General features: G+C 34.7%; 26 protein-coding genes and 1 other annotated feature. Of the genes, 7 read left to right on the top strand and 19 right to left on the bottom strand.

Going from position 1 to position 24,745, the window contains the following annotated elements; all coding sequences use genetic code 11:
* Positions 1–114: 114 nt before the first annotated feature.
* Positions 115–942 (top strand): hypothetical protein, encoded by an 828-nt coding sequence (locus tag LRP81_RS06920; protein ID WP_230500530.1) that lies wholly within the window; start codon positions 115–117, stop codon positions 940–942.
* Positions 943–1,018: 76 nt separating this feature from the next.
* Here the strand turns inward: LRP81_RS06920 and LRP81_RS06915 are convergent, their stop codons facing one another.
* The 5 genes from LRP81_RS06915 to LRP81_RS06895 form a co-directional block, all read right to left on the bottom strand.
* On the bottom strand, positions 1,019–1,282 hold the full coding sequence (locus LRP81_RS06915) for a hypothetical protein (RefSeq protein WP_230500529.1): 264 nt from the start codon (positions 1,280–1,282) through the stop codon (positions 1,019–1,021).
* Positions 1,283–1,297: 15 nt separating this feature from the next.
* Complete coding sequence (locus LRP81_RS06910; RefSeq protein WP_230500528.1) at positions 1,298–3,070, bottom strand: sigma-70 RNA polymerase sigma factor region 4 domain-containing protein; 1,773 nt, start codon at positions 3,068–3,070, stop codon at positions 1,298–1,300.
* Positions 3,067–5,184: a sigma factor gene (locus LRP81_RS06905; RefSeq protein WP_230500527.1), complete on the bottom strand. Its 2,118-nt coding sequence runs from the start codon at positions 5,182–5,184 to the stop codon at positions 3,067–3,069. The genes LRP81_RS06910 and LRP81_RS06905 overlap by 4 nt, the downstream gene beginning before the upstream one ends.
* 714 nt (positions 5,185–5,898) lie before the next feature.
* The gene (locus LRP81_RS06900) at positions 5,899–6,912 is read right to left on the bottom strand and encodes a C40 family peptidase (protein ID WP_230500526.1); all 1,014 of its coding nucleotides are present in this window, start codon (positions 6,910–6,912) and stop codon (positions 5,899–5,901) included.
* 281 nt (positions 6,913–7,193) lie between these two features.
* Positions 7,194–8,102, bottom strand: coding sequence for a manganese catalase family protein (locus LRP81_RS06895; protein ID WP_230500525.1), 909 nt, complete (start codon positions 8,100–8,102; stop codon positions 7,194–7,196).
* A 270-nt stretch (positions 8,103–8,372) separates the two neighbouring features.
* Here LRP81_RS06895 and LRP81_RS06890 point away from each other — a divergent pair, with 270 nt between their 5' ends.
* From LRP81_RS06890 to LRP81_RS06880, 3 genes are all read left to right on the top strand, one after another.
* Positions 8,373–8,465, top strand: a complete 93-nt coding sequence (locus LRP81_RS06890) for a YjcZ family sporulation protein (protein WP_230500524.1) — start codon at positions 8,373–8,375, stop codon at positions 8,463–8,465.
* 184 nt (positions 8,466–8,649) lie between these two features.
* Positions 8,650–9,111, top strand: a complete 462-nt coding sequence (locus LRP81_RS06885; RefSeq protein WP_230500523.1) for a hypothetical protein — start codon at positions 8,650–8,652, stop codon at positions 9,109–9,111.
* A gap of 13 nt (positions 9,112–9,124) precedes the next feature.
* Complete coding sequence (locus LRP81_RS06880) at positions 9,125–9,910, top strand: alpha/beta fold hydrolase (protein ID WP_230500522.1); 786 nt, start codon at positions 9,125–9,127, stop codon at positions 9,908–9,910.
* Between the two features lie 21 nt (positions 9,911–9,931).
* On the opposite strand, the gene LRP81_RS06875 is transcribed toward LRP81_RS06880, so the two are convergent.
* Entirely contained in the window at positions 9,932–10,192 is a 261-nt protein-coding gene (locus LRP81_RS06875; RefSeq protein ID WP_230500521.1) for a hypothetical protein, read from the bottom strand.
* A 144-nt stretch (positions 10,193–10,336) separates the two neighbouring features.
* Positions 10,337–10,530: a binding site (T-box leader), on the top strand.
* Positions 10,531–10,726: 196 nt separating this feature from the next.
* On the opposite strand from LRP81_RS06875, the gene argS reads away from it, so the two are divergent.
* Both argS and LRP81_RS06865 read left to right on the top strand, forming a co-directional pair.
* Positions 10,727–12,415, top strand: coding sequence for an arginine--tRNA ligase (gene argS, locus LRP81_RS06870; RefSeq protein WP_230500520.1), 1,689 nt, complete (start codon positions 10,727–10,729; stop codon positions 12,413–12,415).
* 76 nt (positions 12,416–12,491) lie between these two features.
* Positions 12,492–12,947: a DUF2269 family protein gene (locus tag LRP81_RS06865; RefSeq protein ID WP_230500519.1), complete on the top strand. Its 456-nt coding sequence runs from the start codon at positions 12,492–12,494 to the stop codon at positions 12,945–12,947.
* A 79-nt stretch (positions 12,948–13,026) separates the two neighbouring features.
* On the opposite strand, the gene LRP81_RS06860 is transcribed toward LRP81_RS06865, so the two are convergent.
* From LRP81_RS06860 to LRP81_RS06820, 9 genes are all read right to left on the bottom strand, one after another.
* A complete protein-coding gene (locus LRP81_RS06860) occupies positions 13,027–13,281 on the bottom strand; it encodes a hypothetical protein (protein ID WP_230500518.1) in 255 nt (84 codons plus the stop codon).
* A gap of 91 nt (positions 13,282–13,372) precedes the next feature.
* On the bottom strand, positions 13,373–14,698 hold the full coding sequence (locus LRP81_RS06855) for an ABC transporter permease (RefSeq protein ID WP_230500517.1): 1,326 nt from the start codon (positions 14,696–14,698) through the stop codon (positions 13,373–13,375).
* Positions 14,682–15,386: an ABC transporter ATP-binding protein gene (locus LRP81_RS06850; RefSeq protein ID WP_230500516.1), complete on the bottom strand. Its 705-nt coding sequence runs from the start codon at positions 15,384–15,386 to the stop codon at positions 14,682–14,684. The genes LRP81_RS06855 and LRP81_RS06850 overlap by 17 nt, the downstream gene beginning before the upstream one ends.
* A gap of 452 nt (positions 15,387–15,838) precedes the next feature.
* The gene (locus LRP81_RS06845; RefSeq protein ID WP_230500515.1) at positions 15,839–16,795 is read right to left on the bottom strand and encodes an ABC transporter permease; all 957 of its coding nucleotides are present in this window, start codon (positions 16,793–16,795) and stop codon (positions 15,839–15,841) included.
* A gap of 2 nt (positions 16,796–16,797) precedes the next feature.
* Positions 16,798–17,712 (bottom strand): ABC transporter ATP-binding protein, encoded by a 915-nt coding sequence (locus LRP81_RS06840; protein ID WP_230500514.1) that lies wholly within the window; start codon positions 17,710–17,712, stop codon positions 16,798–16,800.
* 17 nt (positions 17,713–17,729) lie between these two features.
* Positions 17,730–18,503, bottom strand: a complete 774-nt coding sequence (locus tag LRP81_RS06835; RefSeq protein ID WP_230500513.1) for a hypothetical protein — start codon at positions 18,501–18,503, stop codon at positions 17,730–17,732.
* Positions 18,504–18,516: 13 nt separating this feature from the next.
* Positions 18,517–19,209, bottom strand: a complete 693-nt coding sequence (locus tag LRP81_RS06830; RefSeq protein WP_230500512.1) for an ABC transporter ATP-binding protein — start codon at positions 19,207–19,209, stop codon at positions 18,517–18,519.
* Positions 19,206–19,589 (bottom strand): GntR family transcriptional regulator, encoded by a 384-nt coding sequence (locus tag LRP81_RS06825; protein ID WP_230500511.1) that lies wholly within the window; start codon positions 19,587–19,589, stop codon positions 19,206–19,208. Before LRP81_RS06825 ends, LRP81_RS06830 begins: the two co-directional genes overlap by 4 nt.
* On the bottom strand, positions 19,586–20,368 hold the full coding sequence (locus tag LRP81_RS06820; RefSeq protein ID WP_230500510.1) for a hypothetical protein: 783 nt from the start codon (positions 20,366–20,368) through the stop codon (positions 19,586–19,588). Before LRP81_RS06820 ends, LRP81_RS06825 begins: the two co-directional genes overlap by 4 nt.
* A 412-nt stretch (positions 20,369–20,780) precedes the next feature.
* Between LRP81_RS06820 and LRP81_RS06815 the strand changes: the two genes are divergently transcribed.
* Positions 20,781–20,936, top strand: a complete 156-nt coding sequence (locus tag LRP81_RS06815) for a hypothetical protein (RefSeq protein WP_230500509.1) — start codon at positions 20,781–20,783, stop codon at positions 20,934–20,936.
* Positions 20,937–20,986: 50 nt separating this feature from the next.
* On the opposite strand, the gene LRP81_RS06810 is transcribed toward LRP81_RS06815, so the two are convergent.
* The 4 genes from LRP81_RS06810 to LRP81_RS06795 form a co-directional block, all read right to left on the bottom strand.
* Positions 20,987–21,322: a TIGR04104 family putative zinc finger protein gene (locus LRP81_RS06810; protein ID WP_230500508.1), complete on the bottom strand. Its 336-nt coding sequence runs from the start codon at positions 21,320–21,322 to the stop codon at positions 20,987–20,989.
* A gap of 221 nt (positions 21,323–21,543) precedes the next feature.
* Positions 21,544–22,518 carry a nucleoside hydrolase gene (locus LRP81_RS06805; protein ID WP_230500507.1) on the bottom strand — a complete coding sequence of 325 codons (975 nt, stop codon included), beginning with the start codon at positions 22,516–22,518 and terminating at the stop codon, positions 21,544–21,546.
* Positions 22,519–22,575: 57 nt separating this feature from the next.
* A complete protein-coding gene (locus tag LRP81_RS06800; RefSeq protein ID WP_230500506.1) occupies positions 22,576–23,595 on the bottom strand; it encodes a Ger(x)C family spore germination protein in 1,020 nt (339 codons plus the stop codon).
* Positions 23,596–23,638: 43 nt separating this feature from the next.
* Complete coding sequence (locus LRP81_RS06795) at positions 23,639–24,742, bottom strand: GerAB/ArcD/ProY family transporter (protein WP_230500505.1); 1,104 nt, start codon at positions 24,740–24,742, stop codon at positions 23,639–23,641.
* Between the last annotated feature and the right edge of the window lie 3 nt (positions 24,743–24,745).

Below are 24,745 nucleotides of genomic sequence, written 5' to 3'. Positions count from 1 at the left end.
TTCATACTCTTATTATAACGTTTACATGGCAACTTGTAACCGATGAAAGGAGGGATTCTCCTCGTAAATGGCGAAAGATTTTACGAGAATGGTAATTAGAAAAGAGGGTTTACAATGGCAGTAGATTTTCAGAAGGCAAGAGATTATGTATATTTAAATGGATCTCTTTGGGAAAAAGTATTGTTTCAGCATTTGTTCGAAAGTGGTTCTCTATCCCAACTACATAAGGTTTTAAAGAGTTATAAAAATGAGGACAACGGTTTTGGACATGGCTTTGAGTATGACATAAAATGTCCAGATTCTCATCCACTTGCCTTAGAGTTCATGCTAGGGGTTTTACGAGATTTTAATCTTTCTGCCGGAAATATTTTTGAAGGAACCCCTGAATGGGTGGAAGTAAATCAAAATGAGGATGGTAGTCTTAAAAACCCAGAAACTCTTTTAGACTATCCTTTCTCTCCGTGGTGGAGTGAAGGAGGACAAGCAATCCCAGCATCTATTACAGGAAATTTGCTTCGTCATGGAATATGTACAGAGAAAATTGCAGAGAGAACAGCAAAATGGGTCAAAGAGCATTTAACAAGAGAAAAGATTCAAAAAACAGATTGGCTGTTTATGAACTATCATGCTTTTGATTATTATCGTTATGCAAAAGATGACGCTGAGAATGAGAAACTAAAGCTTGCTGCCGTTGAACAAATAGTAAAATGTGCTTCTTCTGCACCAGAAAATCAGTATTTTACCTTTTTCCAATTTGCGCCAACCCCAGATTCCTTGGTTGCTAAAGCGACACCAAATGAACTAATTAACAAATTCTTGACTCATCTTGAACATTCACAACGAGAAGACGGTGGATGGGATGATGAGCATGGCTTACCAAACTGGCAACCGTATTTTTCTATTGTTATTTTGCATGCGTTGAAGGAATATAATCGGTTGTAAATAAAAAACCTAGTCTCAGGAGGCTAGGCACAAGATTCATCCTAAAAGAAAAGCGGTTAACCAAACCGCTTTTCTTTTAATCAATCTGAATTCTATACTTCCCTTCTTTAAACCAATAATCAATATATATGTTTGAAGAACGAATTGTCAAGACATCCATTGATTCTGATTCTGGATAAACGCGTACATTAATAAGCTCTATTGTTTCTGGTACCCATCCTGAAGAATAAATATCATAATTATGGTTTTGATAAAACCTTTGAATACCATTATTATCAGAAAAATCCCAATTGTAATAGCTTCTTTTTTCTTCTTGGGTTTTTCTACCTGTAATGATCACTTGGAAAGCTCCTTTTTAATTTTTTTCTACTGTCAACTTTTCCGTTACAAAGCCATCCAAGTCGTATTCAAAAGGCTCGTCAATTTTTGGACTAAGCGGGATGTGAAAGGTATATTCACCTCCTGGATCAGAATAATGGATTCTCTTAACCTCTACAAAATAAGTACTGTCTTCCTGAGCCTCCCCTAAATAATTTATATAATCTTTATCAGTAAGCATATTATTAAATGTTAATTGATACGGCTTCTGAATACCTCTATTTAACCTATTTAATCCATAATAATCAGCAGTATAGTTTATGGGAATAATATATTCATTCTCCTCATTTACAAGAGCAATTACATGATTGATATGGTATAAATCCGGATGAAAATAACCCATATCTTCCATTGTGCTAATTTCTTCTAATCTTTTACTTTCTTCTTCTGTAAAGCGAACATCGTAAGTTAACCTATTCCCATTAAGTCCTTTTTCTAAAGAAAATAACTCTACCTCCACCTTATCATCAATCGTAATTACTTCTTGTAATTGAATTACTTCTATTTCATTCATCCCTTTTTGATAATCAACGGGTATAAGTATTTCCCAATTTCCCCTCCATCCATTTAATAAGCTGAAGGTTAATTGGAGAGTAAATTCATTTGGTAATGGTTCATCGATAAGAGGTCTAATAAAAATTTTGTTATCATCTAACCCCTTAGGAAAATCCTCCAACTCAGTATGGCTCCAAGAGGTTTCTAGTGGATATGATTTTCCATTAGAATCTACAGCTTCTATCTTTATATGATTAAAGGTTGTATTGTTTACATCCTTTATGTCACTTGCCAAATCGTATGAAACTACCATATGAATTGGGTCAATTTCAATGCTGTTAATTTCAACAGTAATATCATTATCTGTAGCTGTATAAGTGCCTTTCTTCCAGACATTGTAAATGGTGCCGTATGTCATATAATTACCAATCATCGTTGTCCATGTAGAAATCGTTGGTAGGATTGAAATAATTATAAGCGATACTGTAACTATAACTCCTACAAGGAAGGACTGATATTTCCAAAAATGATTTTTAGTTTTTTTTGGTGAATAAGGTGTGATCTTTTGCATTAGTCGTTCATTAAAATTTTCATCCTCTTTAGGTAGTCTAATAAGCAACTCCAGCTTTTTTTCCTGCATATCCAACATTTTTATAACTTCTCTGCATGTTGGACAGAATTCGAGGTGATCTTCTACTTTTGTTTTATTAGACAAAGCAATTTCATCTTGAAAATAACTCTCCAATTCTGAAATATGTAAGCACTCTTCACCTAAAAAAGGTAGCTCTTTTATAGTTTCTTTCCTTACATATTCTTTTGCGAGATTTACAGAATCCTTTAGATCGATAGTACTAATTCCAAGGATTTCTGCAACTTCATCTTCATTTTGGTATAAAAAAGATAAGAGCAAACTAATTTTTTCGTTTTCGGGAAGATTTCTTATTACCTGCTCCATTCTCTCATGTGAAGGGTTATGAGAGAATGGAACGCTCACTCTTTCTAGGACACTATTATTTTTTTTTGGAAGTTTACTAAGTACCAGCTCAAATAAACGTTTCGTAACATTCCCATTGTAATCCTGTAATTGATTGTAAATCTCCACAAAACATTCTTCCGTTTTCGCTGTTGCCTCATCCTGACTTTTTGTATATCTTATGAAAATTTGAAAGACAGAGTTTTTATTTTCATCAAGAAAATATTGATAAGCAGTTTTTTTCCCATTTAATACACTTGTTATCCAATCTTGATTTATCATCTTTCGTCCTCTTCAGCCTCTGATTTTATAAAAAGAGGATATTTTTCTCCGTCCATATCATAAAGCTGCATATAAATACTGTCAGCTTTTAAAGTTAAGGTTTCTGTTTTTGTATATGGATCATATGTTTCAACATGAAACAATCGTCTTAATCCATTCTTTTGACTATCTTCATGATGATACCATCCCTGATAAGGAAAGTACTCTCCTTTATCATCATAAATGTTCCAATTTATTTCTCCAAAGAAATCTCCATCTTTCTCTTTCCCTCTAATTATTAACTCAAATAGATTTTCATTTTCTTTTAAAGGAGTTAATTGATAGTCTACTAGTTCTATGTCGTTTATTACCTCGTTTAAAGGTGTGCGTTCTGTTTCTTCAAAAGGAATGGTCATCGAGAAAAATGCAGGCTCACTGTAATTTCCTCCCCATATTTTCACATACATGTTTTGGTCAAGATTTTCAACCTTTCCTTTCACCTCATACCTTTCATAATCCATATAGTACTTGGAAAAATATAATTCCATCGTTTCGGATTCTTCCATACCCCAATTATTAAAATAATGAGGGATCAAATGTTCCTCATTTTCAGTTACCGGAATTAATGCAATGTACTTGTTGTTATCTAACCATTCATTTAAGGTGAATTCATGCTCGTGCTCCTCTAATATTGAAGTGATTCTCTGAATTGCATCATCTGTGTGATTAACTTGATATCTAAGCCTTGCACCATTTCTTCCAATTGTATAATCAATTATCGTAATTTCTAATCTGTCAATATAAGTGAATTGTTCATTTATTACAACCGTCTTAGTTTGATCCTCTACCTTATCAAATCGAATTGGAATAGTTAAATCCCAATTTCCATAACGACTTTCAAGGGTTGAAAGGCTTACTTCAATGTCAAATACATCTGGAAAAGAATCACCATTTAGAGGAGCAACAATTAAATGCGGTTTAATTTGCTCTCCCAGGTCATCCTGTAAGGAAGAATAATGAAACATTTCAGGAAGTGCTAGTTTGATAGGGAAATCTTTTCCGTTCTCATCGATAATCTTTACCGAATTTGAATTATAAATATCAATTGCTCCATATTGAAAATCCTCTAATACTTCATCCCCTTTTCTCACCTCATAGTAAATTAGCATATTTATAGAGTCCAACTCTACTTCTGTAATTTCAATGGAAATTTCCTTATCAGTTGCTACATACGTTCCTTTAGCCCAAACGTTGTAGATTGTGCCATGTTCAAGAAAAGTTTTTATCGTTGATGCCATTGATTGAACGTTTGGATAAATAAATAGAATGGCGATTACGACTGCTCCTAATAATCCTAAAACACTTACCTGGTATTTCCACGTCTTATGTTTAGGTTTTATTGGTTTATATGCTATCAACTGATCCATTACTTTTCTATCAAAATCATCTTGCAAGGAAGGAGAAAACAGGACTTCATCTAACAAAGCCTTTTCCCGTGATAATCCCGCAAGAACATTTCTACAATGAGGGCAAAATTCAAGGTGGTCGTTAATTTCATTGTTTTTTTCTTCTGGAAAATTATCGTCTTTATAATCTATTAGTTCAACCAATTGATAGCAATCATGGCTATGTAATGGAGAGTATTCGAAGCTTAATGTGTTTTTTCGAATATCATCCATAACTTCCCTATTCATTTTATCTATCTCTTCCATTTTTAAATTTAATAACGAAGAGACTTGCAATGGAGATATATCTAAAATACGGATCAGCAAGAGAGGTAATTTATCTTCCGGATCTATTTCATGGAGTGCCTCTTCTACCTTAATCAGCTGCGGATTATGATAAGATGAAGGCACCGCTTTATCAGCATGTTGAAGCTCTTTGAAGAAACTAATAAATCTCTCATATAACCAGTTAGAAAAGATTGTTGATTCATCATAGGTACGCAAATCATTATATGTATTAATAAAACCTGTAATTATTAGTTTTTCCGCCAACTGCTTATTACCGGTTAGATGATATGCAACAGCAAATAATCTATCTTTGTAGCTTTCTAGTACTTCTTGGTATCTTTCTTTACTTCCTGCCAATATATCTTTCACCAATTTCATTTCACCATTCAAGTCTGTATTCACCTACTTGCAAGTATTTAACTTCATTTCCTTAATTATACCATTTATCTTTAATTTTCCGAATAGGTTAAATTTTATAAAACTATAGATTACTGATTCAACGTATGATGAATATAAAAAAAGAAGCTGCCCTCTTTCTGCAACTTCTTTTAATACCGATATGGAATATCACTTTTCAAATAGATTTCTCTTCTTTTCTCGTCAATGGATGCTTCTTTATTCTGGTTCTTTATTTTCTTACTTCCGAAAAAAAGTGTTAGCATTTTTTTCATCCTCCATCATTCCTTTGTTCTGTTCTCTATTACAGTATAGAATTTTCTACTGCATTGGATAACAAACTCCAGAATGGTTTTTTTTCATTCTTTTACCTACAGTCATTTCCAGCTTAGTACGGAAAGATACTACGACTTAAGGAGGAATTTAAATGCGTACGCACCTTTGTCAGCCCAGACAAACTTAAGACGTGGTGGCGATATTGGTTGGGTTTTAGCATTTTGACGAGCTTAAGACCTCGATAGACATAAAAAAACCCAATAAAGATCGAATCTTTATCAGGCAATACTCTGACAATTAAAGGTATGTCATATATGAATAGGGGAGTATTCATGATATGAATCCACACATAAAAAATGTGTCGAACATCTTAATAATTTCATGATACCCCTTGTATATTAAGCTTGTATAAAATCACTATTAATACTTTGTAAAGATTTACATTTATAATACTCGGACAGCTTTTACTGCTCTTGGCTTCCAATAATTGTTGTATGTAGCAAAAGCAACACCTGTGTTTGTTGCAGCATGAAGTAATGTGTTAGAGTCAACAACTATTGATACATGGTTTATTGTGCCGTCTCCCTCTGTATCAAAGAAAACTAAATCTCCTTTACGAATATCGGAAAGGGGTATCTCTTTTCCTACATTTCCTTGCTGTGAAGAAGTTCTTGGCAAATTAACTCCATTTTGCTGATAAACTACTACAGTAAAAGAAGAGCAGTCGAAGGCATCTGTACGGTTGGTTGATGCACCGTATAAATATTTTGCTCCAAGATATTTTTTACCTGTTTCAATAATAGCGTCTGCTTTTGCTTCCCAGGCAGTATTATTAGATCCAGGAGTTACAACCTTACTACCAGGAATAGAAACTACTTGTCCAATTGAAATTCTGTTGGCATCCTTTATGGTTGGGTTTGCAGATAACAACGCATTCAAAGTTACTCCATGCCTAGAGGCAACAGAAGAAAGATTGTCGCCACTCTTAATGGTGTAAGTTCCTGAAGCTGGCGCTGGGGTTGCAGGAGGAGTAACTGGAGTAGAAGGTGCTTGTCCCCCTTGTCCTCCTATTTTTACTACTTGACCAACAAAGATTCTGTTTACATCTTTTATATCAGGATTCCATTTTAATATCTCAGAAAGTGTAGTGTTGTGATTCCTTGCTATAACAGATAAAGTATCTCCGGATTTAATTGTATATGTAGAAGTACTTGGTACAGTTGGAGTTGGTTGAGAAGGGGCTGTGGCTCCATTCTTTTTTACTAATAATGTTTGTCCAGGAAAAATCAAATCGCTTTTAAGATTATTCCACGTTTTCAAATTGTTGACAGAAACTTGGTTAGAATTAGCTATCTTCCATAAAGAGTCACCTGATTTGACGACATAATCTGATGCATATGCTTGTCCAGAAAACATTATTGAAGTGGCGATGGTGCCGGCAATTACTTTCTTTTTCATTTTTATTTCATTCTCCTCTATCAATACGTTTTTATGTATACAAATATAGTAGCATGAATAATTCTACAATTACATATAAAATTTTTCTTTTTTCTTCTAAAAATGACAAAAAGCATCTAAAAAGAAAAGCGCAAGCGCCTTGGATAGCCCCGACAAACATAAGACGATCCGTCATAAAGGTTTGTTTTTCCCTTCTTTACGGATCGTCTTTTGACCTCGAGGGGCTTGATGCAGTTGCTAGAATTCTTTATTTAATCTTAATTATTTACAAATATACAAGCTCATCCCTCTAACTTAATTCCTGCAGACCTTTGAAGCCTTTTGGCAATTTCCATAAAATCTTCTTGTGAAATGCCTGGGGCAAATTCTTCTGGGACATTGTCAAGATCCGGTACTGGTGCACCTGGTGGAGCCCCTTGGATAACTTCAAGCCTGCCTCCATCCTCAGGGTGTCTTCCTTTCCAAATCATTGACACATCCTTATAGTCATTTGCACTAAAGGTATAAAGTTTCCGGTGCACTCCTTCCGCTTCAAATTTTCTGGTAGTTTCAAAAGCTCTATTTTCAAGACTTGGAATAGGTACAAGCTTTGTAACATCGACCCCTGTTGCTATTTCAAGCGCCTTCGCATACGCAAGCACATGAACGCCTCCTCGCACAAGCAAATAGCCGATTAATTCCCTTGCTACTGGATTATCCGTCATTTGATAGACCCTCATTTTATGAGTTCTTGCACCACATTCCAAAAAGAAATTATGAAGTAAATCAAGTACAAGATTACCGCTATTAAAAACATTGTCCCCTGTCCATGGCCTTCCCATTGAATCACCAACCAGTGCGGTTTGAGCATTAACAATATAATGGTATGAGTTTCTTAAATCTTTAGTATTTCCTAATGGTGTTGCATCAGGAGGTGCAGGGCTAGTAACACCTTCCAACATAAGATTAATGGTGGTAGCAACAAGCTCCACATGACCTAACTCTTCTGCTGTAATACTTGCGACTAAGTCATAAAAAGGCTTCAGCTTCCTTTTATTTCGAAAATTGTGTGATTGAAACATATAATTGTTCAAGGTAGACATTTCACCGAATTTTCCTCCTAATAGTTCTTGAACTGCCGCCGCTCCATTAGGATCTGGTTGTTTCGGTTTTGGCAAGGGTATCAATAAGCGATTTACTCTTGTAAACAATGTTCTCCCTCCTCCTAGACAAACAAAAACAAGATTCTCTTTTACATCTATGAAAAGAGGAAATTGTCCTATGACTAAGAAGTGAAAGTCATCTTTCATCTCCACACTTTCTCTCTATTCAAGTTTATTTATGTAAAGTTCATTTTTAATGGCCAACTCTCCATGTAATCGATTTTCTTATATTGCTATTAAATCAGGGCATTCGCCTATACCGATTGGGTGTTTGTAACATATAAGTAAATATCAACATCCAAAAGGAGAGACTTATATATGAGCAAAGAAGTTGGTTACGGTTCAGGATTTACCCTTTTTATCATCCTGTTTATTCTTCTAGTAATTATTGGTGCGGCATATTTGTGTTAATAATCAAGAGGTAATTCAGAAAGTGAATTTTGACTTTCTGAATTGCCTCTTTTTATTTATTTTTTTTGAAATTTTTTCACATATAAAAAAAGCCATTTGGTCAAGCTATTAGTAGAGTAATGGCTGGAGGAGTTAACATGTTTCAATGTTCGACTATAGCTTTTATAACAACTAGGTATCGACAATGAATAATGCAGTGGAACGGCTATTATGGAGTATTGCTTTACCCGGATTTGGTCAATTACTCAACAAAAAATATATTAAGGGTTTAACTTTTATCATCTTAGAGTTCCTAATAAATGTACAAGCTAATTTTAATTCCATCATCATGTACAGTTTTAGAGGAGAAATCAATCTTGCCATTACAGAAGCCAATTATTTATGGCTCATGTTCTATCCATGTTTATATTTTTTTGCAATGTGGGACGCATTTAAAGATGCAGGTGGCGGACAATCGCCCTATATTTTTTTACCATTTGTCAGCTGTGCATATTTCGTGACTGTTGGATTGATGTTGTCTGGGAAAATAAAGCTTTTCGGCACTATTATTGGACCTGTTTGGATGCCGATGCTTTTCGTTATTCCTGGTTTAACGGTTGGCTTTCTAGTTAGAGGATTACTTCTTTACTTTCATTCAAAGACTTAAGCGAGGAAGATAAATGGGTTATATAAAAACAAGAGACAAAGTTCATATTTTCTATCGGATAATAGGAAATGGCCCGAAAACCATTTTATTCATACACCCTCCAGGTATGGGACACATAACCTTTAAACAACAGTTGCCGTTAGCCAAGGATTATCGGCTCTTATTCATAGACTTACGTGGAAATGGAAAAAGCGAAAGGAATAACACGCTTATAACTTTTCCTTTATTAGCTCGAGATATTTTTGATGTTTGTCACTCTCTCAAAATTGAAAAAGTAATTTTATGCGGCTATTCAAACGGTGGATCCATTTCTTTAGAAACAGCACTCACTTATCCTAATTTAGTGGAAGGCTTGGTGCTATCTGGCGCTTTTCCTAGAGTAAGTACGGGTTTATTAGGGATGGAATTTATATTAGGAATTTTTGCATCTAGGCTAAATGGAATAAATATTATAGCAAAGGTTATTGGACAAGCTCATACCTATTCAAATGGCTTTGCCAAAGAGTTAGAACGTTACATTTTACTGACGAGCCCCCGAACATTATTTCAAATGTATACGGAAGGGTTAACCTATGACTGTACAAGTAGACTCGCAAAAATTAAAGTGCCGATACAGCTAGTGTATGGAAGTCAAGATTATTATGTCCACCATTATCAAAAAGAGTTCTTAGCGTTCCTACCGGATACAAAAATTAGTTTTATTGCCAAGGCTAAGCATCAACTTCCCACTAAGCACCCAAATGAATTCAACGCCATTATCAAAAACTACATTAACTTTATTCAATCGAACAATACGTAATTAAAATTTTAGGTATTGCTTTTACTTGCTTATCGTCTTGTTTGATACATAAATACAGTTATGTGCTATTTTCATTTTACTTAAGGTTGTTTTTAATGTTTCTTGAGAACCTTTTTCTTTTTTTAAATGGATATTTGTCATATCTATCATTGCTCGTGCTACATTTTCAAAAGCAATTTTGAGTTTGTCATCCTTAATAGAGCAGCTATCCTTAACAATCATTTGTACTAAATCAATTGCGTAAGCGTTCATTTTTTCTAGTTCAACCTGTTTTTCCTGCAATGCCTTTTCCCCCATTCATAATAAATTTCCATATTAGTATATGAAACGATCATACGGGGCATGCTGTATAGACATTTTTTCTATACAGTATATGAGGTATTGTATTTAATTCTTAAATATGTATAATAACTTTAACTATATATTTAATCATTAATGATAAAGAGAGTACTTCTAGAATGGCTAAAGCGAGTTGGGGATGGTGTGAGCCCAATGAAAGTTCTTGAACGAAGCGCACTTTTGAAATGACAGGTCTTTCCACCTTAAGGAAATCAAGCGGCATTTATGAAAATGCAATTAGAGTGGCACCGCGGGCAAAATTACGAAAGCTCGTCTCTTCATTTATTGAAGAGGCGGGCTTTTTTTATTTACGCTCTTTTCTAAAAGAATGTTTGCTTGTAACTTATCCTTTTGCATCAACTAATTGCAGAAAAAGAGCACGGCAGTAATGATTAAAACTAGTTTTTATTAAGGGTCGTAAAAGCAGCAAAGTTTGCGAAAACAGCCTTTATTTATTTTCTAAAGGAGTTGAAAGCAATGAAGTTAACAGAAATAGCTGTTGAATCTCTTCAACAAGTCATTCAGGAACTATCACAATCAGAAATTAATTTACTTATGGAAAAACCGAAATACGCTCAACATGGAGATCTTTCCTTTCCATGCTTTTCCCTTGCAAAAATAAAAAAACAACCCCCTCCTAAAATTGCAATAGAGATAGCGTCACAACTTAAAGATGAGTTTATCGAAAAGGCTGAAGCAGTTGGTCCATATGTGAATATTTTCTTTAAAAAAGATAAAGTTCAACAACACGTGGTGAAAAACATTATGGATCAAACAAACAACTATGGGAATCTTAACATCGGAAAACAAGAAACCGTTGTCTTAGATCTATCATCTCCTAATATTGCAAAACCTTTTTCGATGGGACATCTTCGTTCCACAGTAATTGGTAATTCCATAGCTAATATTCTCGAAAAATGCGGATATAATACCGTTCGTATTAATTACCTTGGTGATTGGGGCACACAATTTGGCAAATTAATTGCTGCCTATATAAAATGGGGAGATGATGAAACCATTCAAAGAAGCCCGATTCCAGAACTATTGAAACTTTATGTTCGATTTCATGAAGAAGCTGCCATTGATCCTTCCCTAGAGGATGAGGGAAGGCTTTGGTTCAAAAAGTTGGAAGATGGTGAAGAAAGAGCAGTTGCTTTATGGAAATGGTTTAGAGAGGAGTCTTTGAACGAATTTAATAAAATCTATCAACTTCTTGGAGTTACATTTGATTCAAATCAAGGTGAAGCATTTTATAACGACAAAATGGAGAAAGTTGTTTCCCTTTTAGCTGAGAAAGGGCTGCTAGAAGAATCTAATGGGGCAAAAGTTATTCAAATGGATGATAGCACTTCGCTTCCCCCATGCCTGATTAAAAAATCTGACGGTGCAACTCTATACGCTACACGGGATTTAGCTGCTGCTCTCTACAGAAAAGAAATGTATCATTTTTCAAAGGCTTTGTATATCGTGGGGCAGGAGCAAACCATCCATTTTCAACAAATTAAAGCGGTTTTAAAAAAGGCTGGCTTTGAGTGGTCAGAGGAAATGTATCATATCTCTTTTGGACTACTTTTGAAGGATGGAAAAAAAATGTCCACCCGGAAAGGAAAAATAGTTTTGCTGGAACAGGTTATCGAAGAAGCAATTCAACTTGCCAAGCAAAATATCGAAAATAAGAATCCTAACCTTCAAAACAAATTAGAGGTTGCTAGACAGGTTGGTGTTGGTTCTATTATTTTCCATGACCTAAAAAATTATCGGCTACATTCTGTAGAGTTTTCTCTTGAAGATATGCTTAAATTTGAAGGAGAAACGGGCCCTTACGTCCAATATACCTACGCAAGAGCGAAATCCATCTTAAGAAAAGGTGAATGGAGCGTACAAGAAATGAAAGAAGGGTTAAATGATTCCTATTCCTGGGAATTGACGAAGTTATTAAATGTATATCCTCAGATAATCCAAAAGGCGATTAATAACTTTGATCCTTCAACTATAGCAAAACATATAATAGATGTCTGCCAAAGCTTTAATAGTTGGTATGCCCAAGAGAAATTTCTGGTTGTTGATGAAAAAAGAAATGCTAGATTGTCACTAGTTTATTCAACCTCTATTGTCATTAAAGAAAGTTTGTACTTACTTGGAATGGATGCCCCCGAAGAAATGTAAAGATAAATAGGTAAAAGAACATGAAAATTCCATCCCCCTCATATATTGAATTATCAATGCTATTGGGGGGATGCCTATGAAATGGCTTGTACTTATCCATGTTATGGTTGCAATAATCGGCTTTGGTCCCACATTTTTCGGAAATATTCTACTTAGAAAACACCAAACCATTTCAGACCTTCGCCACAACGTCCTGTTGCAGCACAAACTAGATTATTTCCCAAAAATAGCTGGGACACTTGCTGTTATTACAGGAATTCTCCTTGTCCTTACTGGAAATTACGGTTCTATTTTACAAGTATGGCTACTCGGTTCACTCATCCTTTATCTTGCTATTCAATTCATTATCATCGGCTTCATATCACCATCTCTAAACGTAATGCAAAGATGGCTATTCAACCCTGATAACCGTGCTTCCACACAACTTCCACCTCATCAAACTGCAGCTCTTCATAAAATAAATAATCTTTATTGTTTAACAACCTTTCTTGCCTTTTTTATTCTGGTATTAATGATTATGAAGCCTTCCTGACATTTACCTAAATGGTGTAGTAATGAACATCTGAACAATGGCAACAAGAGTAATTTGTCTACAAACTGAATGCACCTAGCTATGCTGGTGCATCCTTTTCATTTAGATTCTTTCTTTTTCGATAAAATGACTCTTTACCGAGATAAGTATTCATTAACATTTCCATCCTCTCTAAGTCTTCTTCTGTAACGACAGCGTCTCTTTCATCCCAATACACATAAGATACAAAATAGTAGTTTTTAATTGGAGAAAAAAGTACTTTGGAAGAGGGGAACTTATCAAAAAATCCTAATAGTTGTCCTTTTTTTAAATAAGAAATATTTAATAATTCCATCCTGATCACCTACTTTATTTTTAATAGGCCAAAATCAAGGAGTTTGTGTCTTATAATGTATATACCACAAATAAAAAAAGTAACACTTGTTTTAGATATCTCTTCTTAAAGCTTGTAATACATCTATACGGGTAGCCTTAGAAGCTGGTTTTAGACCGGATAAAGTGGCAACAAGTAAGCTAATTCCAACACATATTAATGCGAGAGATAAAGGAATATAAGAAAGCAAGATATCGTCACCTATTTGTTCGTCAAACACTAACTCCATAATAATTGGAAGCGCCTTATTTGCAGCAGAGCTTATGATAAACGAGGCAATTGTACCAATTACTGCTCCAATTAGCCCGATATATGCACTCTCCATAAGGAATAAGCTCTTAATCATCCTTGGACTTCCACCAATTGCTTTCATTATCCCAATATCCTGAGTTCTTTCCGTTACTGCCATAGACATTGTATTAAAAATTCCAATAGAAGCTATTAAGACAGCCACTGTACCAACAAAAATCAAACCAATTTTCATTACTGCAAACAGCACATTTACTTCTCTCAAACGCTCTAATGGAGAATATGCATAGTATCCTTCCTCCCTAATTTTATCTAAAATGGGTAGAACCTCCTCCATACTCGTTGCAAAAACACCAAGATAAGAATAATTTGACGGAACTTCTTTAGCAGCTTGTATCTGTTCATCCGTCATGTAAAGTTCGAGAAGTACGCCATATGCCGTTTCAGTAAATGCCTCAATCTCTTGCATAGATTGCAAAGAAATGTTAACAAAGCTATCCATTGCGTATTTATTTGCTGGTTCCTCTCCAATTCCTACAATTTTAAAGGTCCATTCTTTCGTTTCCCTTTTATCACCAAAGTATTGAGGGACAGTTAATGTCATTTCACTATTTAAAATACTATCTTCATAAGTCACATTTTCAGTGGATTCGGACTCTTTCCATAAACTTTCAGCAAAATGGAATCCAACAACAATTTCATTGTCATTTTCCGGCATCCTTCCTTCAGACAATGTAAACCCGGCTTCGGTCTCTAAATCATAATTCACTACTCTCGTTTCGGAATATTGAGAGGTATATCCATCTAGTTCATAAATCGCCTCCCAGTTTTCTAATTTTTTTTGTGGAAGCACTATCTTTACATTTTCAAATGATTCAAAATAAGTTATGTCTTCATCTGTTAATCCACTTGATTCCTCCTCCGAAGACTTACCTCCAACTTCTATTTCAGTTACAACGTCATTTTGAGTGATATCCTTTACAATGGTCTCTTGTAGACCAAAACCGATAGAAGCAAGTACCATAAGAAAAGCACAGCCCATAGCTGTAGCTAAGATTGTCATGTAAACCCTGCTACGATTTTTCTTCATATTTTCTCTAACAAATTGATATTTATCTATGAACTTCATATATTTCTCCTCTTTCTATGAAACTACCTTCCATCAGTTCTACCTTTCGATGTGCCACCTTAGCAACGTCCATGTCGTGAGTAATAATTACAAAGGTAATGCCTTCATTTCTATTCAGTTCTCTTATAAATTCTAAAAATTCTTGTTCTGTCTCGCTATCTAAACTACCAGTTGGTTCATCTGCAAGAATTATTTTAGGTTTCGTAATTAAAGCTCTCGCAATCCCAACTCTTTGCTGTTGTCCTCCAGAAAGTTCATTAGGGTAAAAGTCTTCAAAACCCTTTAGACCAACACGAGCTAGTACTTCAAGTACCAATTTTCTTCTTTTATCTATTGATGTCCCTTTAATCTTTAATGCCAACTCAACATTACTATAAGCTGTCATACTGGGAATCAATTGGAAACTCTGAAAGATAAATCCGATGTGCTTTAATCTAAAGTCAGCCCATTCGGCTTCAGAGAACGCACTTACCTTTTGACCATTAATCTCAATCATGCCTTCGGTAGGCTTCATAAATCCGCTTATTAAATTCAACAAGGTAGACTTACCAGATCCACTCTTTCCAACTATTGCAACAATCTCCCCTTCAAAAATAGACATACTAATATCTTTTAACACAGGAACTCGCTGCTCCTTATGCTTTTTCCCCACTACAAAATGATGGGATAGTCCTTTTACTTTTATCATTATTTGTAACTCACCTTTATTTTAGGATTTGTATCGATACATAGAATAAACGAAGAGGAAGTTAGAAAGGTTTAAATTTTTTGCTCGAGATTTTTAACAGAAGTAATTTTATTGTTAACCAGTAATGGAGGTTACTGTGACTTTTTTCAAATTGCTTGAAATTTTTTGTGTGGTGAGTGGTACCTCCAAAGGTTTTTAAAACTCCTTCAAAGGTTCGTGATTTACCTCGATAGGTTTGGAGAATATCATCTGAGCTTTTCATAAGACTACTTAAGGTTTTCACGATTACCTCTAGGGGATAGAGTGGAAATCCACCACTAAGCTGCAATTCTTGGACAACCTGCGATGCGAGCAGCTACTCAAAAGTAAATTCCTAGAACTTAACTTAAATTTTGAAAGCAACGATTACTAATATGCGAAAATAAATAAAAACCCGGCCTTAGCCGGGTTCATCACGCTGCAATATCTCGTTTCACAAATGTTAGGAAACTTACGACATGCAAGATTACAAAGTAAATGAAAAACATCACAACAGAAAACCAGAAATTCACTCCCGCTACCATTGGCATGCCGTCCAAGAATGTTTGAAAATGAATATTGGCAAACGGTGAATACTTTGCCCACTCAAATTTCATTGAAACCAAGGCTGTAATTTGGGTTCCTGTAAACAATAGAAAAAGTGAGATTCCAATTGCTAATGAGTTGTTGCGGAATACACTTGAGATCATGAAAGCGATAGTTGCAAACATGACAATACCTATACTTTGTAGCCCAAGTTTTAGTAATAGAAATAAAAGTGGATAAACTTCATAAACTTCACCATTTAAATATAAAAGAAATGGTGTACTATCAAACCCGAATGCAATCGCACCTGTGATGAAGGAGGTGATAAAGAAAATAGCTAGGAAAATAACCATAAATACTAAGACACTTAAATATTTGGCCACAAGTATCTTACTTCGGCTGATTGGGCGGATCATCAATAACTTAATTGTTCCCCACGTAAACTCACTCGCGATCATGCCCCCTGCAATTATGACGACAAATAAAGTAATTAAGCTCGTAAGTCCAAGGTTTTCATCTATGTAAGACCACACAGAGGTTTTACTTGATGGCTCCATATTATGTTCTAAGCGGTGTTCGTTGATTGCCAATTGTCTTTCAAGATGACCTGTTTCTCGTTCATCTCCATCTATAATGGACGATTCCAAATATTGATTTTCTTGCTCAAGCGTTTCTCTCCAATTTAGCTGTTCTTCATTTGAAGAGTTCATACCATCCATCATCGGCCCTACCATAATGGTTAAAACAACGCCAATTATACTCAATAATACTAAAATACCGCTCATGACATAAAAACTAGGTCGCTTAATCCACTTTATCAATTCATTCACAATTAGATTTTTCATTGTTATGCCCCCCTTTCTTCAGATGTCTTTTCAAGAAACTTATCTTCCAAGGATTTCGTCATTTCTTTTATTCCATATACGTCAACATTAATTCCAACTAGACTTTTAATGAGTTCAGGTATTTCTGTACGGTCTATTTCCATATGAATTTTTTCATCTACAACCGTATAAGTGAATTCCTTTTGAATTACATGCTCAATTGCTTTTTCTAACGGAACACAGTCCAATTGATAGAAGGATTTCCCATCTTGTATAAAATCTCTGATGGTTTGAATATCAATCAATTCCCCTTTTTGGATGATACCAACGCGATCACACATTAATTCCATCTCTGATAGAAGATGACTGGAGACGACGATTGCCATTCCCTCTTCTTTTGCAAGTCCTCTTAAGTAGTCACGAATTTCTCTAATACCAGCAGGATCAAGTCCATTTGTCGGTTCGTCAAGAATAAGTACTTTTGGTTTATGCAATAATGCTTGTGCTATGCCTAGACGTTGGCGCATCCCTAAGGAATAAGTTTTTACTTTTTCATGGATTCGACCATTTAACCCGACTAGATTTACTACATCCTCAATTCTTTGTTTTGCAACACCTGGCACCATTCGAGCGTATTGCATAAGGTTTTGATAACCTGTCAGGAATTTATACATTTCCGGATTTTCAACAATTGCTCCGACTTGTCCGACCGCTTTTTCATAATTCGTTTTAATACTAGCACCAGATACTTGAATATCACCAGAAGTAATGCTCATAAGACCTACCATCATCCGAATGGTTGTCGTTTTACCTGCACCATTTGGGCCAAGAAAACCAAAAACTTCCCCTTCATAGACTTCAAAAGAAACATCTTTAATTATTTGCTTACTACCTATATCCTTACAAACATTAGAAAGTTTTATCGCAACTTTTTCCATAAAATTATGACCTCCTGTTAGATTTCTATTTTTGTAATGTTTTTCGCCGTGAAGAAAAAGACTACAATACTAAGTACACTAAATAAAATAAATAAAGCAATGGAGAAATTGGATATCTGGACTCCCATAGCTACTTCCTGATAATACATATCCTGTTGTATAACCGATGTACTGATTCCAAACGCTTGAAATGTTCCTAAGGATTGAAGTATGCTAAACCATTCACTTGAAAAAAAATGAAGGTGTAAACGTAAAAGAATGTACGCAAAGATACCGCATATCACATATCTCCAATACGCAAGGCGATTTGATTTCAAGGCGGTGAATAAAGACCAGAAAAACAAGGTCCATATCCCTAGGTACACTGCAATTCCTATAATAGTCCATATTAATGCAAGCGCATCATATAAGCTTTTTCCTTGAAGAAAAGACTCCCCAAATAGGATACAAGAAAATGCATAAAAGCAGACACAGTAGAAAATAGAAAGTAAGCAATTTAAAAGTGAGATGGTTAATTTACTTGTAAGCATAGCAGAAGAAGAAGCGGGATTATGTAGCCAGATTTTCAATTTCATTTCAGCTCCGAAGTTTAATAGCATATCGACACTAATATAAAAAATGTGAATGCCAATAAGTGTCAAACTTATTCCTAGAACTATGTCAGGCGACTTCCAATGTATGCTTGCTCCTAAACCTAGCAGCCACAAAAGAAGTAGTAATAAAAAAGTTTGCCATTGGCCTTTCATGGAAATTTTCCAGTCTTTCACCAATAATCCAGTATAATAATACATATCTTCTACCCTCCTACTCCTTAAGTTTGCTAATCAACCACTCTTTTATAGAAAGCCCTTCTTTCTCCCTTATTTCTTCTACGTTTTTATGAGCAATAAAGTTTCCATTTTTTATTAGTACGACTTCATCCAGCAGTGATTCTACTTCATCAATCTCATGTGTGGCAATAATAATGGTCTGATTCCCAAAGTCAACGAAATTTATTAGACTTGTCACAATGGAATCCCTTACCATTGGATCCAATCCTGAAAACGGTTCATCCAAGAGAATATATGCTGCATTACGGGAGAGTGCCTGAACTAGCTTTAATCTTCCTCTATTTCCTTTTGATAAGTCTTTTATTTTTTTGTTTTTTTCTAGATTCATAAACATCAAAAGTTTTTCCGCTTTTTCCATGCTAAAGTCGCTAAATTGAGAGTGATAGAAATTAATCATATCTATGACAGTTAAAGCTTCATAATAGACATCAAGTTCCGTCAAATAGGCAACTTTGTGAGCAATTTGCCTAGTAACTTCCTCACCATCAATTGTTACTTTTCCTTTATCAGGTCTTACTAAGCCGGCTATCATTTTAAGACTGGTTGATTTTCCACTACCATTTGGTCCAAGAATTCCAATTATTTTCCCCTTATCTAAAGCTAAATCACCATCTTTTAAAGCTATATCTCTCCCATATGATTTGTTAACATCTTTAAATAGTATCAATGATTTCCTCCCCCTTTGACTAGATCCAAGTACTTAACCACACTTTCTACTATTTCTTTTTCGTTTGCACCAATATCTTTCATATTCTGTACAAAGCCTTCTACCACTTTATTTTCCAATTCCTCTTTTAATTGTCTAATCATCCCTTTATTTTCTGTTATAAATGTCCCCTGTCCCCGTTTTGTTTCCACAATTCCCATCCTTTCCAATTCACTGTAAGTCCGTTGAATGGTGTTTGGATTGACACTCGATTTAATAGCCATATCTCTTACAGATGGAAGTTTTTCACCCGTTATCAGTTCACCACGAACTATCTTTTTGCTTATATTTTCGATAATTTGAAGATAGATTGGCTTATTTGTATCATATTGGGTTGTCACTTAGCTTCCACCACCCTATGAAGAATCCAAGCTGATAAATAAAAGAAACCAACAATTTTTCCGATTGAAAAAATAATACCTAAAAAAGATGTCGTTTCCGCTTGTGCGATAGCTCCTACTCCAGAACCTGATATATTAAAAGAAAATGCGACTGGAAGCTCTATAGATAAAGGGACTAGAGTTTCTAAACCACTTATTATTTGCTTGTTTATAAAAACAAACAAGATTTGACTTGCTACGATAAGAAATATCAGGAGAGGTACTCTCATTTTTTTCAAATAATAATTTTTATACATTGCCTGGTATGCTGTCCAATAGAACAAATAATACATTGCTAATTCCAAACTCAGTAATATTATTTGAACCCAAGAAATAGCGATTACTTTAGGTGGAACCTCAAAGTAACTAATAATCTCCGCTTTCCCTAACAGGAATGTAACAGCGAACATTATCATGGTTAGTAAACCGCTTATCAATTGCATGTAGAAACCAGTTGCTAATTTACTTGCTAGCAGAATTCTAGCTGGCAGAGGATTATGTAACCACAGCTGAGTTTTTGCTTCCATTTCCAAACCTGACCCGAAAATCATCACTAGATAGATCACATGAACAGACACCAACATTGCAGTGATAATCCAGGCTAGATCACTGTTTGTTTGAAATACACTCCATACTACTGCTGTAAACCAGACACAAATCATAGCAGTCAACAATATAAAGAAAATATGTTTTGTAATTAGCCATTCTTTTTTCATCAATCCCCAAAAAGCTTCACTCATTAATATTTCATCCCCCTGTCATAGTGTTCTAGTTAAATAGTACACTATGACAAGTAAAAATCACAAGTTTTTTTATAATGCAATTTCGTAAACGTTAGGTGCTTTTACGGATTTTGCAAGAAACTGGTAAATATCGTTACAGTCGTGTTCATTTCCCCTTGAATTCGCCAGAAAATCTTGCAGCCAACTTTTTAGGGATTAATAACAATTACTTTTTAAAAAAGCGTCTATACAAATAATCTTCATTATTATATCGATAAAATTATTGCTAGGATTGGATTTTGAAGGTAGAATACTACTGTTGTACATAAAATTTGTTTTTTTTACAAAATTCTACTTAATTCTTTTTTATTTGTTTGAATTTTTTGTATAATATACTTACAAATTTCTTCATGTATGTAGGAGTGAAGTGATGGATACGAGAGCGAGAAGGATTGTCCGAAATAACAAAAAAAGCAGGTTTCATTATTTTATTGTGTTAAAAGACTTTTTAAGTTCTTTTATTCTTCATATGATTTCACTAGTCATCATTGCAGCTTTTTTAATCTGGGTCCTTGATAAAGTATAACGACCTATGTAGTGACAAATAAAAACGAGAGGGGTCGCCCCCTCTCGTTTTTATTTGTTATTAACATTTTCGTTTATTGGTTGATGTTTGGCTTTGTTATAGCGTACTTTTGTTGCAGCATATAAAACTCCTAGAGTTCCTAATGCCAGCACAAGCAGTACTTGTATCCATCTAGAATGAATACCTGCAGCAGCACTAAATGAATATACAAGGATAATAGGAATCATAACCGTATAAAGTGAGAGAATAAATCGGAATTTTTCATCCACCTCATACACAATTCCACAATTTGAGCAAGTAATTGGACGGTACCCGAAGAATACTGATGTTAATTTTGTTTTATAGTTCATTTTTTCTTTACAGTTTGGACATTGGCGAAAAGACATGGATACTACTCCTTTTTGTTCATAACATTCTTATAACTTTATCATAACAAACCAATTCAATCAGGAGTAGAAAAAAATCAGTACCTTAGGAATTAATGAAGGAATTATTATTATATATTTTCAACTGAAAACGAATTGTTTTAAGTAATGTAAATACCATCCCACCACAAAAGTTAAGACTTTTTTCTGGTAAAAAGTTAAGACTTTTTTCTGGTAAAAAGTTAAGACTTTTTTCTGGTAGTTTCATTAATTGGGAGAGGACCAGACATGACTTTTATGAAATCATCGGCAAAAGCTTGATAATCAAACTCCCATGCAATTGTAATTTTATTGCCCTCCTCTTCTGGCTTTGGTCTAAAATCCGCCATACTAACTCCACGTAGGTTACCTTCAGCCAAACCAATCGTCACTACTTTTTCTACGTATTTGAATGCTTGAGGAGTTGTGACTGCAAATAAGGTCATGACATCGTGTAATGAAGGGCCTTCTATCCCAGGTACTAGTTTTTTATATGCTTCAAAATAATATTGGAAAATGTCATTCATTAACGCTTGATAAGGGTTGTTTTTTGTTGCTACTATTTTCTCAATCATAACAGGAGTAATAACTGCATCATTTGTAACGTTGAGAGGATATAAAACGCCATTTTTTACTGAACTCATCACAATTCCTGCTGCAATTGGATCACCATAAAAATTGGCTTCAGCTCCAGGTGTTACATTTCCTGGAGTTAAAAATGCTCCTCCCATTATAAAATAAGCCTTCACAATATTCATTGTCTCTTTTCCGGCAAGATTAAACGCTATCGCAAGTGATGTTGATCTACCTATATCAACTATGACCAACTCTTCTTTATAATTCTCAATCACTTTAAATATAGTATCAAAATTAAGTAGTTCTCCCTTTATTGTGGATGGCGGCTTAATTGGACCAAGCCCCTGTTCACCATGAATTTCTGGATAAAAGGGAGTAAATTCTCCTGTTAAAGGTGTTTTTGCTCCGCTTATAAGAAGGACACCTTTTCTATTTGCAAGTTCTAACAGATAAGCTACATTTTGTGTCGCTTGATTTTGGTCGATATTTCCATAGCTTGTTACAATTGCAATTAAGTCAATCTTTGGATTTAGAAGTGCATACATAATGGCAAGTGAATCATCAATTCCTGGATCACAAAACAATAAAACCTTCTGAGGCATATCAGGACCCCTCCATCTTAGGTTATATCATAGTATATTCAGGGATCTCATATTTGCCTATTCAGTTATACCTGTACTAATAATTCTCACTTTTGCAGTTACTGTAACATTTACTTCTGGATATAATTGATCTTTCCATTTTTTATAATCAAAGCCTCTTGTTCGCGATTTCACCTCATAGCCTAAGCCTACTGGATCCACCCCTCTTTGCTTAAATTCCTGTATCATGGATTCCGACTCAGCTATTATTTTTTCTTCAAACAATTTTTCAAATTCCAACAATTTTTCAGGCGTAACTTTATTGCCGGTAAATTCTCTTAAGGCGCCGTCCACCTCAACATGGATGTTTATATATGGCATACCATTTTTCCATTTCACTTTAAATTTCCTGTCAGAACTAATACTTTTTACTGAAACATACTCCTCCTTATTAGGGACTTTAAAAGCAGCAGAACCATCTGTATGCTTATCAACTAGCATTTTAAAGTAAAATAATTGACTATTAGGAATGAGCATTTCATACTTATCACCCTTCAGTACTGCCACTCCAATTATCTCTACTTTATTTTCCGTTTTCTTCAAGACTGGCAAATTGGCATCTTTCCCTTTTTCTAAATAGTCTGATAAAAATATATGCATATTTATTTTAGGTACATCTCGCCGATCCATATTATGTTCAATTAAATCATATATGTACTCTCCAGTTCCTCTTGCCCCAAGATTTTCTTCTAATATTTCTTTTGAAGGTCCATCTACTACTGCAACAAATAAACCCGTTCCGATACTTGAATCCCTCTGCAGCCCATCCATTAACTCAATAACTCCTCTTTCCGCTAGCGCTTTATTAAATAGAACTACCTGTACACTACCGTTTACGATTGGCGCAGACGACTCCTTTTGTGCATTTCGCAAAATGTCTTTATTTAAATGTGCAACCGCACTGAATGTCTCATTTTCAATCGTTTTATCTGCTTTATAAACTGGAACCAAAAATGTCCCTACAATTAGATCCTCTTCAATCAAATCAAAGCCTTCCACAGATTCAATATTTATATCATCGACAATCTCTTTCTCCAAACAACCACATAGGCAAAGGAAAATACACAGGAGACATATTATTCTAAGCAGGCGCATTTTTCTTTTTCCCCTTTCTCCAATATACAAAAGTTACAAATAAAAACAAGATAGGAATATAAACATACCCCATATAGAACCCTACCTCTCCTATGTATTTGTTCAAATCATTTATATGTTTCCTGTCTTCAAATTGAGTCATTAAAATAAGAACAACGAGCGTAATAAATATTAATGTAGTTCTTTGTTTTAAACCGGACATTCTTTTCGCTAATCTACTTGAACACCATAAGAAGATGCATACATTTGGCAAAATGATAAGACACCAGTTAGCAATTCCTATATACTCCACTCTTTCAACAAAAGGCAGCTCGATTATTTTCCAAATGGAAAGAGTAGCCCATATATTTTTTTGTAGCTTCCCTTCGCTGAAGTAAGCAAAAGTAACAAGTGCAAATACAAGATATATAAAGGACGTAATAAAAATACCAAACTGTGCCCATTTCTTAGACTTTTCTGGATTTTTTATGTAAGGATAATAAAGTAATAATGCTTCGAAACCTAACATGCTCAATGTCATATCTTTTCCTGATTTTAAAATATCTTTAATAGGATGATCAAATATCGGTAAGAGGTTCCGAAAATTTGCATACTCCAATGGCATAATAATGGTCAAAACAAGATAGGAAGGAAGGACCACTCCTAAAAAACTTATACCTGTAATAACTCTGAAACCACCAGTAATTAAGTAAAAGACTAACATTAAAAAAATCAATGAAAAAAACCAAGTTTTAAGATCTGGAAACAACCAAACCTGTACAACCTCAATGTATGAACGCAATACGGTAACAGCAGTAAAAATGAAATAAAAAACAAAAAACAAATTGAATATATTCCCAATCCACTTACCGAAAACTAAACGATGGGCACTCACAATATCTCCATTACTCTTTTCACATATTTTATATATCATATAAACGATAATATGGGTGAGAGCCCCAAAAAGGATGATGCCTATCCATGCATCATAGCCGGCAGCCATTGCAATGATACGCTGATATCCTAAAGCCCCTACACCAAATTGAGTCCCATGAATTAAGAAAAAGACTAGAAACGGAGAAATCTGAAAATTAGTCGGGATCTTTTGCAATGT

Source organism: Sutcliffiella rhizosphaerae (assembly GCF_917563925.1).
In the GTDB taxonomy this organism is placed as follows: domain Bacteria; phylum Bacillota; class Bacilli; order Bacillales; family Bacillaceae_I; genus Sutcliffiella_A; species Sutcliffiella_A rhizosphaerae.
This window is presented reverse-complemented; position numbering and strand designations above follow the sequence as displayed.

What these genes read in the sequence shown, in the direction of transcription:
- LRP81_RS06920 (WP_230500530.1), top strand. Translation starts at nt 115, where the DNA reads ATGGCAGTAGATTTTCAGAAGGCAAGAGATTATGTATATTTAAATGGA.
- LRP81_RS06910 (WP_230500528.1), bottom strand. Translation starts at nt 3,070, where the DNA reads ATGATAAATCAAGATTGGATAACAAGTGTATTAAATGGGAAAAAAACT.
- LRP81_RS06900 (WP_230500526.1), bottom strand. Translation starts at nt 6,912, where the DNA reads ATGAAAAAGAAAGTAATTGCCGGCACCATCGCCACTTCAATAATGTTT.
- LRP81_RS06890 (WP_230500524.1), top strand. Translation starts at nt 8,373, where the DNA reads ATGAGCAAAGAAGTTGGTTACGGTTCAGGATTTACCCTTTTTATCATC.
- LRP81_RS06885 (WP_230500523.1), top strand. Translation starts at nt 8,650, where the DNA reads ATGAATAATGCAGTGGAACGGCTATTATGGAGTATTGCTTTACCCGGA.
- LRP81_RS06880 (WP_230500522.1), top strand. Translation starts at nt 9,125, where the DNA reads ATGGGTTATATAAAAACAAGAGACAAAGTTCATATTTTCTATCGGATA.
- argS (WP_230500520.1), top strand. Translation starts at nt 10,727, where the DNA reads ATGAAGTTAACAGAAATAGCTGTTGAATCTCTTCAACAAGTCATTCAG.
- LRP81_RS06865 (WP_230500519.1), top strand. Translation starts at nt 12,492, where the DNA reads ATGAAATGGCTTGTACTTATCCATGTTATGGTTGCAATAATCGGCTTT.
- LRP81_RS06860 (WP_230500518.1), bottom strand. Translation starts at nt 13,281, where the DNA reads ATGGAATTATTAAATATTTCTTATTTAAAAAAAGGACAACTATTAGGA.
- LRP81_RS06855 (WP_230500517.1), bottom strand. Translation starts at nt 14,698, where the DNA reads ATGAAGTTCATAGATAAATATCAATTTGTTAGAGAAAATATGAAGAAA.
- LRP81_RS06850 (WP_230500516.1), bottom strand. Translation starts at nt 15,386, where the DNA reads ATGATAAAAGTAAAAGGACTATCCCATCATTTTGTAGTGGGGAAAAAG.
- LRP81_RS06845 (WP_230500515.1), bottom strand. Translation starts at nt 16,795, where the DNA reads ATGAAAAATCTAATTGTGAATGAATTGATAAAGTGGATTAAGCGACCT.
- LRP81_RS06840 (WP_230500514.1), bottom strand. Translation starts at nt 17,712, where the DNA reads ATGGAAAAAGTTGCGATAAAACTTTCTAATGTTTGTAAGGATATAGGT.
- LRP81_RS06835 (WP_230500513.1), bottom strand. Translation starts at nt 18,503, where the DNA reads ATGTATTATTATACTGGATTATTGGTGAAAGACTGGAAAATTTCCATG.
- LRP81_RS06820 (WP_230500510.1), bottom strand. Translation starts at nt 20,368, where the DNA reads ATGAGTGAAGCTTTTTGGGGATTGATGAAAAAAGAATGGCTAATTACA.
- LRP81_RS06815 (WP_230500509.1), top strand. Translation starts at nt 20,781, where the DNA reads ATGGATACGAGAGCGAGAAGGATTGTCCGAAATAACAAAAAAAGCAGG.
- LRP81_RS06810 (WP_230500508.1), bottom strand. Translation starts at nt 21,322, where the DNA reads ATGTCTTTTCGCCAATGTCCAAACTGTAAAGAAAAAATGAACTATAAA.
- LRP81_RS06805 (WP_230500507.1), bottom strand. Translation starts at nt 22,518, where the DNA reads ATGCCTCAGAAGGTTTTATTGTTTTGTGATCCAGGAATTGATGATTCA.